General features: G+C 70.1%; 16 protein-coding genes. 7 read left to right on the top strand and 9 right to left on the bottom strand.

Annotated elements, in window-relative coordinates; all coding sequences use genetic code 11:
• Positions 1–181: 181 nt before the first annotated feature.
• On the top strand, positions 182–739 hold the full coding sequence (locus AN215_RS04655; protein ID WP_079122694.1) for a hypothetical protein: 558 nt from the start codon (positions 182–184) through the stop codon (positions 737–739).
• Positions 740–792: 53 nt separating this feature from the next.
• Here the strand turns inward: AN215_RS04655 and AN215_RS04650 are convergent, their stop codons facing one another.
• Together AN215_RS04650 and AN215_RS30225 are read right to left on the bottom strand one after the other, a co-directional pair.
• The gene (locus AN215_RS04650) at positions 793–2,277 is read right to left on the bottom strand and encodes an amino acid permease (protein ID WP_245694229.1); all 1,485 of its coding nucleotides are present in this window, start codon (positions 2,275–2,277) and stop codon (positions 793–795) included.
• Positions 2,278–2,623: 346 nt separating this feature from the next.
• Positions 2,624–2,773, bottom strand: coding sequence for a hypothetical protein (locus AN215_RS30225; RefSeq protein WP_245694227.1), 150 nt, complete (start codon positions 2,771–2,773; stop codon positions 2,624–2,626).
• A 1-nt stretch (position 2,774) separates the two neighbouring features.
• Here AN215_RS30225 and AN215_RS04645 point away from each other — a divergent pair, with 1 nt between their 5' ends.
• Positions 2,775–3,416 (top strand): DUF2238 domain-containing protein, encoded by a 642-nt coding sequence (locus AN215_RS04645; protein ID WP_420856124.1) that lies wholly within the window; start codon positions 2,775–2,777, stop codon positions 3,414–3,416.
• Between the two features lie 217 nt (positions 3,417–3,633).
• Here AN215_RS04645 and AN215_RS04640 read toward each other — a convergent pair whose 3' ends face one another.
• The 3 genes from AN215_RS04640 to AN215_RS04630 form a co-directional block, all read right to left on the bottom strand.
• Positions 3,634–4,026, bottom strand: coding sequence for a DoxX family protein (locus AN215_RS04640; protein ID WP_070010083.1), 393 nt, complete (start codon positions 4,024–4,026; stop codon positions 3,634–3,636).
• A gap of 170 nt (positions 4,027–4,196) precedes the next feature.
• Positions 4,197–5,678, bottom strand: a complete 1,482-nt coding sequence (locus AN215_RS04635; protein WP_070010084.1) for an amino acid permease — start codon at positions 5,676–5,678, stop codon at positions 4,197–4,199.
• A gap of 480 nt (positions 5,679–6,158) precedes the next feature.
• Positions 6,159–7,133, bottom strand: a complete 975-nt coding sequence (locus AN215_RS04630; RefSeq protein WP_070010085.1) for a LysR family transcriptional regulator — start codon at positions 7,131–7,133, stop codon at positions 6,159–6,161.
• A gap of 105 nt (positions 7,134–7,238) precedes the next feature.
• On the opposite strand from AN215_RS04630, the gene AN215_RS04625 reads away from it, so the two are divergent.
• Positions 7,239–8,447, top strand: a complete 1,209-nt coding sequence (locus AN215_RS04625; RefSeq protein WP_070010086.1) for an isocyanide synthase family protein — start codon at positions 7,239–7,241, stop codon at positions 8,445–8,447.
• A 2-nt stretch (positions 8,448–8,449) separates the two neighbouring features.
• Positions 8,450–9,307, top strand: coding sequence for a TauD/TfdA dioxygenase family protein (locus AN215_RS04620; protein WP_216093813.1), 858 nt, complete (start codon positions 8,450–8,452; stop codon positions 9,305–9,307).
• A 73-nt stretch (positions 9,308–9,380) separates the two neighbouring features.
• Here AN215_RS04620 and AN215_RS04615 read toward each other — a convergent pair whose 3' ends face one another.
• Together AN215_RS04615 and AN215_RS04610 are read right to left on the bottom strand one after the other, a co-directional pair.
• The gene (locus AN215_RS04615) at positions 9,381–9,596 is read right to left on the bottom strand and encodes a DUF397 domain-containing protein (RefSeq protein ID WP_070010087.1); all 216 of its coding nucleotides are present in this window, start codon (positions 9,594–9,596) and stop codon (positions 9,381–9,383) included.
• Positions 9,593–10,444, bottom strand: a complete 852-nt coding sequence (locus tag AN215_RS04610) for a helix-turn-helix domain-containing protein (RefSeq protein WP_070010088.1) — start codon at positions 10,442–10,444, stop codon at positions 9,593–9,595. The genes AN215_RS04615 and AN215_RS04610 overlap by 4 nt, the downstream gene beginning before the upstream one ends.
• Before the next feature lie 242 nt (positions 10,445–10,686).
• Between AN215_RS04610 and AN215_RS04605 the strand changes: the two genes are divergently transcribed.
• The 3 genes from AN215_RS04605 to AN215_RS04595 are packed head-to-tail and all read left to right on the top strand — an operon-like array spanning position 10,687 to position 15,771.
• The gene (locus AN215_RS04605) at positions 10,687–11,640 is read left to right on the top strand and encodes a choline kinase family protein (RefSeq protein WP_070010089.1); all 954 of its coding nucleotides are present in this window, start codon (positions 10,687–10,689) and stop codon (positions 11,638–11,640) included.
• A 49-nt stretch (positions 11,641–11,689) separates the two neighbouring features.
• Positions 11,690–13,306, top strand: coding sequence for an APC family permease (locus AN215_RS04600; RefSeq protein ID WP_070010090.1), 1,617 nt, complete (start codon positions 11,690–11,692; stop codon positions 13,304–13,306).
• The gene (locus tag AN215_RS04595; RefSeq protein ID WP_079122692.1) at positions 13,303–15,771 is read left to right on the top strand and encodes a GcvT family protein; all 2,469 of its coding nucleotides are present in this window, start codon (positions 13,303–13,305) and stop codon (positions 15,769–15,771) included. Before AN215_RS04600 ends, AN215_RS04595 begins: the two co-directional genes overlap by 4 nt.
• 33 nt (positions 15,772–15,804) lie before the next feature.
• Here AN215_RS04595 and AN215_RS04590 read toward each other — a convergent pair whose 3' ends face one another.
• A complete protein-coding gene (locus AN215_RS04590; RefSeq protein WP_070010091.1) occupies positions 15,805–16,743 on the bottom strand; it encodes a sigma-70 family RNA polymerase sigma factor in 939 nt (312 codons plus the stop codon).
• 10 nt (positions 16,744–16,753) lie between these two features.
• Positions 16,754–17,944 carry an NAD(P)/FAD-dependent oxidoreductase gene (locus AN215_RS04585; RefSeq protein ID WP_070010092.1) on the bottom strand — a complete coding sequence of 397 codons (1,191 nt, stop codon included), beginning with the start codon at positions 17,942–17,944 and terminating at the stop codon, positions 16,754–16,756.
• Positions 17,945–18,037 lie beyond the last annotated feature (93 nt).

Here is an 18,037-nt window from a genome sequence, read left to right as displayed (position 1 = left end):
AGGCCGGTTCGTGCAGGGAGCAGGCCGGCAGGCTGCGGTGTTCCGCAGCCTGCCAGCAGGCGGTGCCCCACGGAACAGGGGGGCTGGCGCGACGCCCTCGGCCGGGCGCCCAGCGGTGTCTGCGGGCGTACCGTTCCGGCGCGGTTTGACCGCGCGCTGCCCTCCGGCCGAGGCTGCAGAGGTGAACGGCAGACGAGACACCGAGGTCAGGGGCCGCCTCCCGCGGGTGTGGGGTGCGCGGGAGGACGAGGTCCGCAGGGAGTATCCGTGCGACGGCCTGCTCACGGGGCCGACGGAGGAGTGGTTCAGGGCCGTCAGCGTCGCCGCTGACCGGGCGACGGTCCACCGCTGGCTCTGCCAGCTCAAGGTCGCCCCGTACAGCTACGACCTACTCGACAACGCCGGGCGCCGCAGCCCCCGCCGGCTCACCCCCGGCGCGGACCAACTCGCGGTGGGACAGCGGGTGATGGCCATCTTCCGGCTCGTGGACTTCGCACCGGACGGGCATCTGACGCTCATGCTGGACGATCCCAAGGGGCAACGTCTCTTCGGGGACTTCGCGGTGACCTACGCGGTGACGGACGACGCGCCGGCCACCACGCGACTGGTGGCGAAGCTGGTGGTGGGCGGCGAGGACGGCGCGCTCCGGCGGCTGCGGCGGCCGTTGCTGGCATGGGGCGACCTGCTGGTGATGCGCCGTCAGCTGCTGACGCTGCGGAAGCTGGCCGAGGGGCGGTGACCTGACCGGGGCGCGGCGGCGGCCCCTCTCCCGGACCGCCGGTCGCGCGAGCGTCAGTCGCCCGCTCCTCCGTCCTTCATCCCCGGCCCCGGCTCTGTCCCCTTTCCCGTCCCCTTCCCGGCCCCGTGTGCGAGGACGGAGTGGCGGCGTCCGTAGAAGAGGTAGATCAGGAGGCCGAGCAGCAGCCACACCCCGAACCGCAGCCAGGTGAAGACGTCGAGGTTGGACATCAGGTACAGGCAGGCCAGGGCGGTGACGACCGGCAGTACGGGCGACAGGGGCACGCGGAAGGGCCGCTCCAGCTCCGGGTTGCGGCGGCGCAGCACCGGCACCGCCAGCGCCACGATGAAGAACCCGGACAGGGCTCCGATGCTGACCATGTCGGCGAGTTCGGTGATCGGGACGAGCCCCGCCAGCAGCATGATCAGCACGGCGATCGCGATGGTCATGCGGTGCGGGGTGCGCCACCGCGGATGGACCTCGGAGAAGGGGCGCGGCAGCAGCCCGTCCCGGCTCATCGCGAATCCGATGCGGCCGAGGGTGACGAGCTCGACCATCATCACCGACGTCAGACCGGTGATGGCTCCCAGCCCCACCAGCGCACCGACCCAGGGTGCGCCCACCGACTGGAAGGCCGCGGAGATCGGCGCGCCCTCGTCGATCTTCCGGTAGTCGACGACGGCCGTGAGCACCAGCGCCACCGCGACGTAGAGCACCGTGCAGACGGCGAGGCTGCCGAGCAGTCCGCGGGGCAGGTCACGCTTGGGGTTCTTGGTCTCCTCGCCGAGATTGGCCAGCGCTTCGAAGCCCGTATAGGCGAAGAAGACGACCGCCGCGGCCGTGAGTACGCCTCCGAAGCCGAAGACCGACTGCTCCAGTCCCGCCACCGCCTGGATCAGCGGCTGGTCGACGAGGCTCGCGCCGGCCTCGGCGGGCTTCGCCGGCGGCACGAAGGGGTCGAGGTTGGCTCCCCGTACGAAGAAGAGGCCGGCGACGACGATCAGCACGCACACGGAGACCTTGACGACGACCAGCAGGTTGGTGAGCCGTGAGGACTCGCGGATGCCCGCCACGGCGACGACCGTGAGGACCGCGATGATGAAGACGGCGCCGATGTTCACCGTGGCCTGCTCCCCGAACCATTCGGCAGGCAGATCCAGCAGGTTGGCGACATAGCCGGACCAGCTGCGCGACACGACGGCGGCACCGAGTGCGAACTCCAGCAGCAGGTCCCATCCGATGATCCAGGCGAACAGCTCCCCGAGGGTGGCGAAGGCGTAGGTGTAGGCGCTGCCCGCCGTCGGGACGGCCGACGCCAGCTCGGCGTAGCACAGGGCCGCGAGCGCCGCGACCAGGCCGGCGATCATGAAGGACACCACGACCGCCGGGCCGGCGTGCGCCTTGGCCTCGACGCCCACCAGGGTGAAGATGCCCGTGCCGATGATGACTCCGACGCCGAAGCCCGCGAGCGACCACGACGTCAAGCGTCGTTTGAGCGTGTTCTGCCGGGTTCGGTCGAGAACATGCTCGACGGGCATCTTGCGCAGGATGTCCATGGTGCAACTCGCTCTGTCGGGGACCCGGCGGGCCGCGACGGGTTTCTGCGGTGCGGTGCGGGTCCGTCGTGCTGATGAGCAGGACTGTGCTCCGGCCGGCAGCCAACCCTGCCACGGGTTTGTTCCACCCGTGAACCCGGCCGTGGTCACGTGATCCAGGCGGGCCGCCCGTGACTCCGGGCCCGGGAGCCCAGGCCTGACGCAGGTGAGGTGAGTACGGATACTCATGCCGGACGCGGCCGTCTTGGGCAGAGTGCGGCAGCGAGAGGTCCTGCGCGACCTCGCCCAGATCGCGGCCCGGCCGCAGTAACGCGGTCCTGACAGCAGCTCACTCCGGGATGGTCCAGATGCCCTCGCCCACGTCCTCCAGCTCCTCCGGGGACTCCGGCTCCTCCGCGACGTCCGGGCCCGGCACGGCGTCCGGCGCGTACGCAAAGCCCCGCCCCCGCCTGTCACTTCCGGCCACGTCGGTGGCCACCGTGACGATCGCACTGATCGTTTCGGGCGTGGCACCCCATGACCGCCCCACCTGGCTGATGGAAACCTTCTGGGTCGTCATCGGCCTCCCGCTCCTCGTACGGGTGTGGCGCCGCTTCCCGCTCACCGGCCTGCTGTGCGTGCTGCTCACGCTGCACGCCCTGATCCTGGTGCTGGGCGGCCACTACACGTATGCGCTCACCCCGCCCGGCGAGTGGCTGCAGGACTGGTTCGGACTGGCGCGCAACCCGTACGACCGCATCGGCCACTTCGTGCAGGGCTTCGTGCCCGCGATCCTGTGGCGGGAGATCCTCGTCCGGCGCTCGCCACTGGGCGGCAGCCGCTGGCTGGCCCCGCTCGTCGTCTGCGGCTGTCTGGCGTTCAGCGCCTTCTTCGAGCTGATCGAATGGTGGGCCGCGCTGATCGGAGGTTCCGCCGCGGACGACTTCCTCGCCACCCAGGGCGATGTCTGGGACACCCAGTGGGACATGTGTCTGGCTCTGCTGGGCGCGACGTCGGCGCTGCTCCTCCTCAGCAGACTGCACGACGAACAGCTCACCGCTCTCGGCGACAGCACCGGCCGGACACCATCGACGACTTCATCCCCTGAACCGCGTCGAAGTCTCCGACGCACAGGCGGATGACGTTCGAGCCGATCACGGATCTGCGGGAGAGCCGGTTCCTGATCGTCACGACCAGGACGTCTCCGCCTTCCATGGTGGTTCCCCGCACCCTGCCGACACGACGAAGTCGGCCACGATGGTGGCGCGCCGCGGCCATTCCCGGGAAACGTTTCGGCCCGGCCCGAATTCACTGCTGCTCCCCCGTGTCTCTGGTGCCGCGCCCGTTCGAAGACGGACGCTAGAAGCGCCCGGCCGCGACGAAGACGCAGAGGGCGAGGACGACCACGTTCGCGGCGACGTTCACGGCTTCCCGGTTGCCGCGTCCGGCGGCGCGGTCCGCGCGCAGCAGCCAGCTGTGGCTGCTCAGGGCGCCGACCATCACGATCGCCAGACCGACCGCGGCCAGCGGGGTCAGCGACGGCGCCACACCCGTGAGCCAGGGAAGCAACAGGCCCGCCACGGCGAACAGTTCACAGGTGGCCGTCACCCTGATCACGGGGAGCGGGAACGGTGCCACACCGGTCTGCCCCGAGGCGATCAGCCGGTCCTTCGGCATGCTGACCTTGAGCACCCCCGACACCAGGAAGAGGGCGGCCAGCAGGATCTGCGCGGTCCACAGCGCGGCATTCATTCGGGCTCCGGGGGAGGTGGGATCAGTCGTCACCCACCAGGACGGAACAGCGAACCGGAGTGTGACATCCCGGGCCGTGACGTGAAGCAGGCCGCCCCGTCCGGCCGCGCACCGCGGGTGGCGGCGCGCGAAGCCGGGACGAGGCGGCCTGGCGGTGTGCGTGTGCCGGGCTATCCGGAGACGGAGGAGCGGTCCGCCCTCTCTGCCCTCTCTTCGTCCTGCTTGACCGGAGCGGCCGCCGCCGCCCCGTCGCCGCGACTCCTGAGCCTGAACCAGCCGCCAGCGAGGAGCACGGCCCAGACGGCGCCGACGTACAGGGAGATGCGGGCCTCCGGGTCGACGGCGATCAGGACGCCGACCATGAGGAGGAAGGCCAGTGCGATCCCGCTGGCCACGGCGCCGCCGGGCGCCGGGAACGACGAACGGTGCAGCGCTCCCGCGCTCAGTGCCCTGCGGTAGCGGATGTGGCTGATGAGGATCATCATCCAGGTCCAGATGCCGGCCGCTGTGGCCACCGAGGTGACATAGCCGAAAGCCTTCTCCGGCACGAGGTAGTTGAGAACCACTCCGATGCCCATCAGCAGGACGGACGCGGTGATTCCGAAGGCGGGCGACTTACGGGAGTTGAGCCGGCCGAAGATCTTCGGCGCCTGCTTGTTGGCCGAGAGGTCCCGCAGCATGCGGCCCGTGGAGTACATGCCGGAGTTGCAGGACGACAGCGCCGCCGTCAGCACGACGAAGTTGACGATCCCGGCGGCGAGCGGGATGCCCATCTCTGAGAACGCCTTCACGAAGGGGCTCTCGCCTTCGGAGAATTCGGTCCACTTCACGACCGCAAGGATGACCAGCAGCGAGCCGACGTAGAAGAAGATGATCCGCCAGGGCAGCGTGTTGATGGCCTTGGGGAGGGTCTTCTCCGGGTTCTCCGACTCACCCGCGGTGACGCCGACGAGTTCGACGGCGAGGTAGGCGAACATGACGCCCTGGAGCGTCATCAGGCTGGAGCCGATCCCGTTGGGGAAGAAGCCGCCGTGCGCGTAGAGGTTGGCGGCCGAGGCGGTGTCGCCGACCTGCGAGAAGCCGAGGGTGAGAACGCCCAGGCCGATCACGATCATGCCGATGATGGCCGTGACCTTGATCATTGAGAACCAGAACTCGACCTCGCCGAAGATCTTGACCGAGATCAGATTGACCCCGAAGAGCACCACCAGGAACACCAGTGCGCTGACCCATTGCGGAATCACCGGGAACCAGAAATGGATATAGATGGCCGAGGCGGTCAGTTCGGCCATGCCGGTGACGACCCAGAGCAGCCAGTACGTCCAGCCGGTGGCGAATCCGAAGAAGGGGCCGATGAATTCGCGGGCGTACTCCGCGAAGCTGCCGGACACGGGCCGGTACAGAAGGAGTTCACCGAGCGCGCGCATGATGAGGAATACGACCACGCCCGCGAGCGCGTACATGAGGATGATGCTGGGGCCGGCCTTCGCGATATTCGCTCCGGCTCCCATGAAAAGGCCGACGCCGATGGCGCCTCCGATCGCGATCATCTGAACCTGGCGCGATCCCAGACCGCGCTCGTATCCCTCTTCGGATTCGCCGCTCGCGGCCTTTCCTGCGCCCTCAGGCTGCGTGGTTTCCACCGAGACCATTGAGTCTGTGCCTTTCCCCACGTCCGGCCGCCTTGTCCGTACGGCCGGATCCGGATCTCCCGGGAATGAATGGAGGTGCCGGTTGGCAATCCGCCGGCACGGGTCTCCTGCACGACAGGAGGGATGCCGTGCAGGAGATCGTGAAGATTTATCACGGCGGCCGTGCCGAGTCACACAAAGAAATGTGACCGGCCTCACAGGGAGAACCGCCCATAAACCGGCGTCACGACCCAATTTCCACGCCGTCGACGCCCGGATCTTTACCTCGATTTGAGGGCTGATTAAGGAAGTCTCCACAGGCTTGAGGGGGAATTGAGGTTCTGGTTGAGCTTTACCTGAGGTACACGCGGTCCGTCCCGCCGGAATTTGAGCGGCACTTGAGGAGAGCCGCAATCCCGCGGACCGCCCGGAGCATCGCGGGAAAGGGGCGGCCGCACCCCGGGGACGGCCTTCCCGGTCTTCCCCCGCACGCGGCGCACCTCAGCGCGGCACGCGGTGCGCGGGACCCTCCTGACCGTGGGCGCTGAGCCAGGCCGGATACTGCGGGTTGTTGCCGATCGCGTCCCCGTAGACTCTCTCGGCGCCCTCCACCAGCGCCGCACCGCACGCGGCCAGAGCGCTGTCGCGGTGCCACACCAGTGAGTGCCGCAGCCGCAGCGGCGTGTCCCGTAAGGGGCGCGGAGCTATGCCGGCCGTGCTGCGGAAGGTGGCCTGGCCCAGGCCGACTGCCGCTCCGGCGCCGATCAGTTCACGGGCCGCGGCCGCCTCGGCCTCGTGCTGTACGACAGCGGTGAATCCGGCACGCGTGCACGCGGCGGTGAAGGCGTCGTGCAGGCCGCTGCCCCGGCTGGGAGGCAGCACCCAGACCTCGTCCGCAAGCCGGCTCAGCTCCAGCGCCGGGAGTCCGGCCATCGGGTGCCCTTCGGGCAGGAGCACGAACGCGGGCTCGACGGCCACCTCCCGCTCCTCGACCTCCTTGCGCGGCGGCCGCGGCTTGCCCACGTACTCCACGAGCGCGCCCAGGTCCTGCTGCCGGTCGGCGACGAGGTCGACGACCGTTCCGACGTCCGCTTCGGTGCGCAGTTTCACGTCGGCCCCGGGGAACAGCTCCCCCAGGGGCTCCAGGAGCCGCACCATCAGCGGCCCCGGGTTGGCGACGTAACGCAGGGACAACCGGCCGTCGGAGAAGCCGAGATGGGACAACACCTCCTGCTGCACGGAGTCGAGCTGCGGCAGCAGATCCCGGGCCTTCGCGACGACCAGCTCCCCCAGGGCCGTCGGGCTGGCACCGCCCCTGTGCCGTACGAACAGCGGGCCGCCCAGCATGCGTTCGATGCGCTGCAACTGCGCTGTGAGGGACGGCTGCGACAGCCCAAGCGCGGCCGCAGCCCTGGTCAGACTCCCCGCGTCCGCCACTGCCCTGATCACTCGGAGGTGGCGCACTTCGAGGTCCATCACTCGATGCTATGGCCAGTCGGGAGGAGCAGGTAGCGAGCGGAAGCGGGCATCGTGTGGGTCGGGCGCCCCCCACCCCCCACCCACACCGCGAGGAGCTGTCGCATGCTCACGTCGCACGCCCTGCCTGCCTCCAGCGCCAGGGAGCGGGCCCATGAGATCGCCCGGCTGCTGCTGGAGCATCAGCGCGGCCACGGCCGTCCCGGCCGCCCCGGACCACTGGGGCCGGGCCAGTGCCGGGAGTTGCCCTGCACCCGCTGCCGCGACACCCAGGCCGAGGTGATCGAACCGTCCGTGCGCGCGGACCGCCCCGTACGTCTCCTGCTGCCCGCCTTCCCCGGCAAGTCGCCCAACCGCGCCAAGGTACTGGGCACCCTTCCGGACATGGCCGAGGAGCACGCCCTCGGCTTCCTCGACTCCCTCGGCGCATCGGTCCGGCGGATCCATCCGCCGGGCGCCGAGATCGTGATCTGCTCCGACGGGCGCGTCTTCAGCGACGCGGTCGGCATACCGGACGACGACATCACGGCCTACCACCGGGAGTTGGGCACGATGATCGAGTCGCTCCCGCACGGCACCGTCTCGCTCTTCACGCTCGACCAGGTCCCCGAATTCGCGGGGCTCGGTCACGGCGGGATGCGCACGGCTCTCACGGAACGTCACGCCGTTCCGCTGGAGCTGCTGCGCAGCCGCGTACGGCAGGGGGAGGACGTACCCCTCTACAGGGCGATCACCCGCTTCCTCTTCGAGGACGGCAACACGCCCGAATACAAGGGCAGTCGGGCCGCACTGCAGCGAGACGCGCGAGCCCGTGCCTACGTCGTCATCCAGCGCAGCAAGGCCTGGGGCGACTTCCTCGCCCGGTACTTCCCCGGCTCCGTCCGGCTGTCCATCCACCCCCAGCCGTGCGCCACCGCCAAGCTGGGCATCCAGCTCGGCCCGTCGACCGGCAGCTGGCTCACGCCCTGGCACGGAGTGGCCGTCGACGTGGGCGGACGGCTGGTCCTGATGAAACGGGCGGAGGCCGAGGGGCTCGGCTGCGATCTCGTCGAACGCGAGGGCAGGCCGAGCCATTTCGTCCTGCGCGGGCCCCTTCGCAGCGCGCACGAGGGCAGCGCCCGGTCCCTGGCCGTACACGCGAACACGACCGCCGCACCCGGCAGTTCAGCCGCACCCGGCGCTTCCGCTGTCCTTGCCGTACCCGAGACACCCGCCGTACCCGAGACACCCGCCGTACCCGAGACACCCGCCGTACCCGAGGCACCCGTCGTACCAGTCGCACCCGTCGCACCCGTCGCACCGAAGGAGTGGTGACCTTGACCATCCAGACCCCGGCCCGTCCGCCGCTCGCCGGCTTCGGAGCCGTCCTCGAGGCCGCCTCGCCGGAGAAGCGGCTGGAGGACCTTCCCGTCGCGGAGCTGCGCGAACTGGTCCGCGACCACCACCTGTTGCTCCTGCGTGGCTTCTCGCCCTTCGCGGACGCGCACGAACTGGCCGCGTACTGCACGCTGTGGGGCGAGATCAGCATGTGGCCCTTCGGCGCCGTGCTGGAGCTGACCGAGCACGAGAACCCCGGCGACCACATCTTCGACCACCGTCACGTACCGCTGCACTGGGACGGCATGTACCGCCCCCAGGTGCCCGAGTTCCAGCTCTTCCACTGCGTGAGCGCACCGGGCGAGGACCAGGGCGGCGGCACCGTCTTCTCCCAGACCTCCGCCGTGCTGCGTGACGCCGACGCCGGGACGCGGGCGCTGTGGGAGCGGGCCCGCGGGACCTACCGCCGCAAGATGGAGTTCTACGAGAGCACGGCCGTCTCACCGGTGGTGACCGCACACCCCGTCACCGGGGAGCCGGTGATCCGCTACAACGAACCGGTCGCCGCGGACGACGAGTTCATCAACCACCCCGACCTGGAGTTCGACGGCGTTCCGGAGGCCCGTCTGGAGGAGTTCCACCGCACCCTGAGCAGCGCCCTCCGCGCACCCGGTTACGCGTACACGCACAAGTGGCGTACGGGCGACCTCGTCGTCGCGGACAACTACACGCTGCTCCACGGCAGGGAGGCGTTCACGAGCCGCGCCCCGCGTCATCTGCGCCGCGTGCACGTGCTGGGTGATCCGCCGCTGGAGAACCCGGCGCTGCGGGCCGGCGGGCGGCCGCCGGGGAGTTGACCGGCTGACCGGGCCACGGTCCCCGAAGTCCCGGGCCGGGGCGTCCCGACCCGGTTGACGGGAAGGCCGCGGGTCAGCCGATACGGTGGCCCGCGGCAAGCCCGACGAGCCCGGCCCATGCGTTCTCGGTGACGGTCAGGACGGGGCCGCCGGGGTGCTTGGAATCCCGGATGCGTATGCCGTCCGCGGCGAACGCGGCCTCCAGACACTCACCGCCCTCGCCACTGCTGTAGCTGCTCTTGAACCAAGCCGACTCGGGCACGACCGGCTCAGGCGTCTGAATACTCATTCCGCTCCCAGCAGTTCCTCTACGAAGGCCAGCGATTCACCCGGTGTCAGCGCCTGAGCCCGGAGGATGCCGTACTGCTCCTCGATTTCCCTCACCGCGGTTCTGTCGGTGTGGAGACGGCTGTCGCGCTGAACCTCGACGTACGCCATCCTCCGGCCGTCACGGTTCTCGATCAAGGTGAACGGCCCTGCCAGACCGCAGTGTTCAGAGCGGTCGGTGGGCATCACCTGTAGCTCGACATTGCGACGGTGCCCGTGGAGCATGATCTGCTCCAGCTGACCTTGGAGGACTGTCCGGCCACCGACGGGCCGTCGGAGCACGGACTCCTCGATCACGAAACTCAGCGTCGGCATCGGAGTGCGGGAGAAGATCGCCTGCCGCGTCAGCCGAGCGGTGACTCGCTGCTCAACAGTGTCCTCATCGAGCAGAGGGCGCCGCATCCCGAACACCGAGCGTGCGTAATCCTCAGTCTGGAGGAGACCGGGCACTGCCTGCGTCGCGTACACATGCAGCGTCACGGCCTCTGCCTCCAGCCGCGCCATGTCCCGGAAGAACGCGGGGTACTGCGCCCGGACGACCTCCTCCTTGAGCACATTCAGCACTCCCCCGGCCCCCAGGACGTCGTCCGCGCACTCGATGAACTTCGGGGGCGGAATCCGCCGCCCCTGCTCGAAGGACGCGATCGACTGCGCGGCATAGCCCGTGCGCTTGCCGAACTCGGTGCGTTCCAGGCCCGCTTGGGTCCGCAGCAGCTTCAGCTGGCGCCCGAAGGCGAGCACCACGCCCGTGCCCGGCTCGTCCTCCGGCTTCGCTTCCCCGTCTTCTCGTTCATCCTCGTCCCGTCCCATCGGCCACCGCCTCCCCAGCCGAACTCCCCGCGCGCAGCGGTCGTCACGGCGCACGCCGCGTACAGGCCGACCCCGGACGCGTACAACAACCTGAGCGCAGCACGTCACCACCGGTCACGCTACGCGACCGTGCTGACATCGAGCGCAGGAAGCCCTCCGAGCGCGCCCTCTTGGCCACATGCCCCGCGGCGAGGAGGATTCGGGGCCGAGATCCGGACGCAGGACCTGAGGAGCGACCGCGAATGGACAAGCAGGACACCGGCATCGTGGAGGGCCTCGCACCGGCGGAGGACGGCGGGCTGAATGATCTGCTGGAGAAGATCCCCGTCCTCGCGGGCCTCTCTCGCAGGGTCGTACGGCTCCCGGGCGGGCTGACCAACCGCAACTACCGGGTCGTGGCCGCCGGCGTCGACTGCGTCGTGAGGATCTTCGGGAACGAACCCGAGCTGCCCATCGACCGCGACCACGAGTTCCACAACTCCCGTGCTGCCGCAGAGGCGGGCGTCGGCGCTCCGGTCATCGACTACCTCCCCGAGCACGGAATGCTCGTGGTCGGCCACATCGACGGCGTGACCTTGTCGGAGGAGCTGGTGAGGCGGCCCGGGAACCCGGCCCGTGTCGCGGAGTCCTGCCGCCGGCTCCACCAAGGGCCGCGCTTCGCTGGCGACTTCGACATGGCCGCCGTGCAGGACCAGTATCTCGCCACGGTGCGTACGCGCGGATTCCGGCTGCCCGAGGGCTACTTGGCGAACATGGAGTACGTGCACCGCGTACGCGCCGTACTCGACGCCACCCCCGTGACCACGGTGCCCTGTAACAACGACCTCCTCGCCGAGAACTTCATCGACGACGGCGAGCAGATCCGGATCATCGACTACGAGTATTCGGGCAACAACGACCCCTGCTTCGAGCTGGGCAACATCTGGAGCGAATGCCACCTGTCACTCGATCAGCTGGAGGAGCTGATCACCGCCTACTTCGGCCGCCCCCGACCGGGCAAAGTGGCACGCGCGCAGCTCCAGGGGCTGATGTCGAAGTACGGATGGACGCTTTGGGCGTCGATCCAGCAGGCGACAAGCAGCATCGACTTCGACTTCTGGAGCTGGGGAATGGAGAAGTACGACTCAGCGGTCGCGATCTGCTCCGACGACCGCCGCTTCGAGCGTCTTCTGGACGAGGCCGCACTCCCGGAATGACCACCGGAACCGGACACGCCATTCGCCTGCCGCTCCCGAAAGGCCCACCATGCGCAAGAGCAACGCGACGACGCAGGACAGCCGGTCCGTCCGGTCCGACACGGTGGATTCCGACGACCTCGCCTCGCTCGGCTATCGCCAGCGGCTGCACCGGGGGCTCGGGGGTTTCTCCTCCTTCGCCGCGGGCTTCAGCTACATCTCCATCCTGACCGGCATGTTCCAGCTGTTCGGTCTGGGCTACGGGTTCGGCGGCCCGCTGATCTTCTGGGCGTGGCTGATCGTGCTCGGCGGGCAGTTCTGTGTGGCGCTGGTCTTCGCCGAGCTCAGCGCTCGGTTCCCGATCGCCGGGTCCGTCTACCAGTGGTCGAAGCGGATCTCCGGCCCCGGCGGCGCCTGGATGGCGGGCTGGACGATGCTCGTCGGCTCGCTCGTCAGCGTGGCCGCCGTGACGATGGCGCTCCAGGTGGTGCTGCCGCAACTCTGGGCGGGCTTCCAGGTGTTCGCGGACGACACGCACAACGCCGTATTCCTCGGCACCGTCTGCATCGCCCTGACCACAGTGATCAATGCGCTCGGCGTGAAGGTCATGACGAAGGTCAACAACGTGGGCGTGGCAGCCGAGTTGCTGGGCGTCGCCGTGGTGCTGGTGCTGCTGGCGGTGCACGCCGTACGCGGTCCGGAGGTCGTCGCCACGACGCAGGGCGCCGGTCCCGGCCTCCACGGCTGGGAGGTCCTCGGTTACGGTGCACCGCTGCTGATGGCGGCGATCATGCCCGCGTTCGTCATGTTCGGCTTCGACACGGCCGGTTCGCTCGCGGAGGAGACCCGGAATCCCCGCAAGCGCACTCCGGTCGCCCTGCTCCAGGCCCTCGGCGCGGCGGGCATCGCCGGGGCACTGCTGCTGCTGCTCGCACTCATGGCGACCCGCACGCTCGACCTGGACAAGCTCGGCACGGCTGGTCTTCCGTACATCCTGCAGACGGTGCTGGGCTCCACCATGGGCAAGATCATTCTCCTGGACGTCGCGATCGCCGTCTTCATCTGCACCCTCGCGATCCAGACGGCGACGATCAGGATCGCCTTCTCCATGGCCCGCGACAACAAGCTGCCCTTCGGGGAGAAACTCGCCCACGTCACCGAGGCACGGCAGTCGCCCGCGGCTCCGGCGCTCGTCTCCGGCCTGGTGGCCGCGGCGATCCTGATCGTCAACGTCGGCAACCCCAAGATCTTCTCCATCGTCACGTCCGTCGCGATCGCGATCGTCTACGCCGCCTATCTGCTGGTGACCGTGCCCGTGCTCAGGCGCAGGCTCGGCGGCTGGCCGCACGACCGGGGCGGCACCGGGCTGTTCACGCTGGGACGGGTCCCGGGGCTCGTCGTGAACGGACTGGCCGTCGCATACGGTCTGCTGATGACCGTCAATCTGCTGTGGCCACGGGTCGACCTGTACGGGGAAGGCGGCTACGCGTGGGGCGGAGTCGTCAGCTTCGCCGGGGTGGCGGTGCTGGGCGGCGCGTACTACCTGCTCGTACAGCGGCACAAGGCCGACGAGGTCGCGCGGGAACACCACTTCGTGGCGGACGCCGGGACGGGCGCCGAGGGCGGAACGGACGGCCGGCCGGCGACCGGTGAAGCGGACGGTCTCGGCGACGGGATCCTGCGGTGAGCCCGGGACCGGACCGGCGGCTGCCCGACCGTGCACGCGTGGTCGTCATCGGCGGCGGCGTCATCGGCACCAGCGTGGCCTACCACCTCACCGAACTGGGCTGGAGCGACGTGGTGCTGCTCGAACAGGGGCAGCTCTCCTGCGGTACGACGTGGCACGCGGCAGGCCTCGTCGGGCAGTTGAGGGCCTCGCAGAGCGGCACCCGCCTCGTCCAGTACTCCACCCGGCTCTACGAGCGGCTGGAGGCCGAGACCGGTCTGGCGACCGGCTACAAGCGCTGCGGCGGCGTCACCGTGGCCCGTACCGAGGACCGCATGACGCAGCTGCGGCGGACCGCCGCCACCGCAGAGGCCTACGACCTCGACTGCGAACTGATCAGCCCCGCCCGCGCGAAGGAGCTCTATCCGGTCCTGGAGACCCAGGATCTGCTCGGCGCGATCTGGCTGCCCGGTGACGGCACGGCCAACCCCACCGACCTCACCAACTCCCTCGCCAAGGGCGCCCGGATGCGCGGCGCCCGGGTGATCGAGCGGACGAGGGTCACCGGGATCGCCACGCGCGACGGCGCGGTCACCGGGGTCAGGACCGAACAGGGCGAGATCGAGGCGGAGTTCGTGGTCAACTGCGCCGGGCAGTGGGCCAAGGCGGTGGGCGAACTGGCCGGCGTGAACGTGCCGTTGCACTCTGCCGAGCACTTCTACGTCGTCACCGACCGGATCGACGGCGTACGCGGAGACTTGCCCATCCTCCGCGACCCCGACGGCTACACCTACTTCAAGGAGGAGGTGGGCGGCCTCGTCGTCGGGGGCTTCGAACCCGAGGCCAAGCCGTGGGTGGCACCCGACGAACTGCCCCACCCCTTCGAGTTCCAGCTGCTCGCGGAGGACTGGGACCACTTCTCCGTCCTCATGGAGAGCGCCCTGCTGCGCATCCCCGCGCTGCACGAGACCGGCATCAAGAAGTTCTACAACGGGCCGGAGAGCTTCACGCCCGACAACCAGTTCATCCTCGGCGAGGCGCCCGAGCTGCGGAACTTCTACGTGGGGGCGGGCTTCAACTCCGTCGGCATCGCCTCCGCCGGCGGCGCCGGACGCGCCCTTGCCGAATGGATCGTCGACGGCTCCCCCTCGGGCGACGTCGCGGGCGTCGACATCCGCCGCTTCGGCCCCTTCAACGGCAACAACCAGTGGCTGCGCGCCCGCGTCGGCGAGATTCTCGGCCTGCACTACGAAGTGCCCTGGCCCAACCGCGAACCCGTCACCGCCCGTCCGTTCCGCCGCTCGCCGGTCCACCACCTCCTGGCGGACGCGGGCGCCCTGTTCGGCTCGAAGATGGGCTGGGAGCGAGCCGACGTCTTCGCCCCCGCCGGCACGGAACCGGTCCGGAAGTACGCCTGGGGCAAGCAGAACTGGCAGCCGTGGGCCGACGCCGAACACCGGGCCGCACGCGAAAGCGTCGCCCTGTTCGACCAGACGTCGTTCGGAAAGCTGCTCGTCAAGGGCCGCGACGCGGAGGCCCTGTTGCAGTGGCTGTGCACGGCTGACGTCGCCGTCCCCCCGGGCCGTACGGTCTACACGGGTGTGCTGGGCGACCGCGGCGGATACGAGGCCGACGTCACCGTCACCCGCCTCTCCCGTGACGAGTTCCTCTGGGTCACCAGCTCCGGCGCGGTGCGGCGGGACCTCGACCTCGTCGTGAAGCAGACCGCCCCCGACGCACACGTCGCGGTCGTCGACGTGACGTCGATGTACGCCGTCTACGGCGTGATGGGCCCGGCCTCCCGCGACCTGCTGCAGGGTCTGTCCCGCAGCGACCTCTCCCACGAGGCGTTCCCCTTCGCCACCAGCCGGGAGATCGACCTGGGCCACTTCACGGTCCGGGCGACCCGCATCACCTACGTCGGCGAGCTCGGCTGGGAGCTGTACGTACCGGTCGAGTTCGCCGTCGGCGTCTACGAGCTCCTCAAGGCGGCCGGCGAGCAGCACGGCCTCGTCGACGCCGGGTACTACGCCATCAACTCGCTGCGGCTGGAGAAGGGTTACCGTGCCATCGGCAGCGACCTCACGGCGGACTACAACCCGGTCGAGGCGGGGCTGCTCTTCGCGTGCAAGCTCAGGTCGGACATCCCCTTCCGCGGACGTGAGGCGGTCGAGAAGGCCAGGTCCGACGGGCCGCGGCGCAGGATGGTGTCCTTCGTACTCGACGAGCCCGAACCGATGATGTGGGGCGGTGAGCTGGTGCTGCGCGACGGGGCCGCCGTCGGCCAGGTCACCTCCGCCGCATGGGGGGCCACGCTCGGCGCGTGCGCCGGTCTCGCGTACGTACGGCGCCGCGACGGCGAGCCGGTCACCCGCGGCTACCTCACCTCAGGCACGTACGAGATCGACGTCGGCGGCCGGCTCCACCCGGCCACCGTGCACCTGCGTGCGCCGTACGACCCGGACTTCAGCAAGGTCGGGCGGTGAGGCGGGGCCGGGTGCCGGTGCCTGACGCGCCTGTCACCATGCGCTGATGACCGGCGGGTCGGACTCGTGCTGCTGCCAGGCCTCATTGAGACGCGTGAGCCGGTCCGCGGCGGCGATGCCGTGCAGGGACGCGACTTTGCCGTCGCTGAATTCGAACGCCACGGCGCCCACGACCCGTTCGCCGACCACGGCGACGACAGCTGGCGAGCCGTTGACCGGCGCGATGTGGAAGGCGGGTGAGCCGCCGGCCAGCCGCCGCTTGGCCGGTGTGGGTTTGAAGCCGGCCCGCACGAAGGAGGCGACGCGCTCGCCCGTCTCGTACCGCAGCAGCCGCCTGGCCAGTCCGGCGCCGTCCGAGACCGCGGTCGCGTCGGCGGTGAGCATCGCCACCAGCCGTTCGGTGCGCCCCGACGCGGCGGCAGCGAGGAACTCCTCCACGATCCGGCGCGCGGACGCGGGGTCCGCCTCGCCGTCGCCGCGGCGCTCGGCGGCGACCCGGCGCCGGGCCCGGTGCACATGCTGCTGGCTTGCGGACTCGGTGATGTCCAGGATCCCGGCGATCTCGACGTGCGGGTACGAGAAGGCCTCACGCAGGACGTAAGCGGCCCGCTCGACCGGCGAGAGGCGCTCCATGAGGATCAGTACGGCGAGGGACACCGATTCGCGCTGCTCGAAGCTTTCGGCAGGGCCGAGCATCGGGTCGCCTTCGAGGAGCGGCTCGGGCAGCCAGTCCCCGGCAGCGCGCTCATGGCGGGCCTGCGCCGAACGGAGCCGGTCGAGGCAGAGATTGGTGACGACCTTGGTCAGCCACGCCTCCGGCACCTCGATACGTTCCCGGTCCGCGGCCTGCCAGCGCAGGAAAGCGTCCTGCACGGCGTCCTCGGCGTCGGCCGCCGAGCCGAGCAGACGGTACGCGAGTGAGGCCAGCCGGCCCCGGCTGGCCTCGAACCGCTCGATGGCCGCGCTGTCCATGCGGAACAGCCTATGCGGCGCCCCTCACACCGACCCGGTCAGGCGCGGTGACGAGGCGACGCTTGCGCTTCGGCATGCCGAAGGTCGGGTGGGCGATGCCGAACCCGGCCCCCTTGAGCACGCCCGACTTGAGCCGCGCGGCGGTCCGGCCGCCCAGGTACCAGGACTTCGACCGGACGTTCCCGTCCACCATCTGGAAGATCGCGTCCCGCCGCCCGAGGCTGATGTGGTTGCCGTAGTACTTCAACCCGGTGGCAGGGACCTCGCCGCCCGTCAGGCGCGCAATGATCGCGGCGGTCGCCTGCATGTTGGTGAAGCCGGCCGAGGCACAGGACATCGGCAGCGGCCGGCCGTTCTCGCCGATCGCGTAGGCGCAGTCACCGGCGGCGTAGACGTCCGGGTGCGAGACCGAGCGCATGGTGCGGTCGACAACGATCTGGCCGGTCCCGGCAACCTCCAGGCCGGCGGCGGCCGCGATGAGGGGCACGGCGAACCCGGCCGACCACACGGTCACGTCAGCCGGGACGGACGTACCGCCGGCGGCGATCGCCCGTCCCGGCTCGACGGCTTCGATGCGGGTGTGCTCGTGGACGGTGACGCCGAGCCGGTCGAAGGCCTGGCGCAGGTGACGGCGGGCCTTCGGGGAGAGCCAGTCGCCCAGCTCGCCGCGGGCGGCGAGCGCGACCGACAGGCCCGGCCGGGACTCGGCGAACTCGGTGGCGGTCTCGATGCCGGTCAGCCCTTCACCGACGACCAGCACGGTGCCGCCCTCGCCGAGGCCGGCCAGGCGCTCGCGCAGACGCAGCGCCGAGGACAGGCCGGTCACATCGAAGGCGTGCTCGGCCACGCCGGGGACACCGTGGTGGGCCACGGAGCTGCCGAGCGCGTAGAGAAGCGTGTCGTAGGCGAGTTCGCCGTCGCCGTCCTCGCCGGTCACGGCGACGGTCATGCTCTCGGGGTCGATGCCGGTGACGCGCGCCAGGCGCAGCCGCACGCCGGTGCCCGCGAACACGTCGGCGAGCTCGCGGAACGCGACGTCCTGACCGGTCGCGAGCTGGTGGAGCCGCATCCGCTCGACGAAACCGGGCACGGCGTTGACGACGGTGATCTCGGTGTCCGCCGGGGAGAGCCGGCGGGCCAGGTTGCCGGCGGCGAAGGCCCCGGCGTAACCGGCGCCGAGTACGACGATGCGGTGCTTCATGGCGTGGCTCCTGTCTCGTTCGCGTGCCCCTTGAACGAGACGGCGCCCCGATTTCTGACAGCAGCCTGATGTGACGCGGGTCACCCGACCAGG

It is taken from the genome of Streptomyces abyssalis (genome assembly GCF_001751365.1).
Lineage (GTDB): Bacteria > Actinomycetota > Actinomycetes > Streptomycetales > Streptomycetaceae > Streptomyces > Streptomyces abyssalis.
This window is presented reverse-complemented; position numbering and strand designations above follow the sequence as displayed.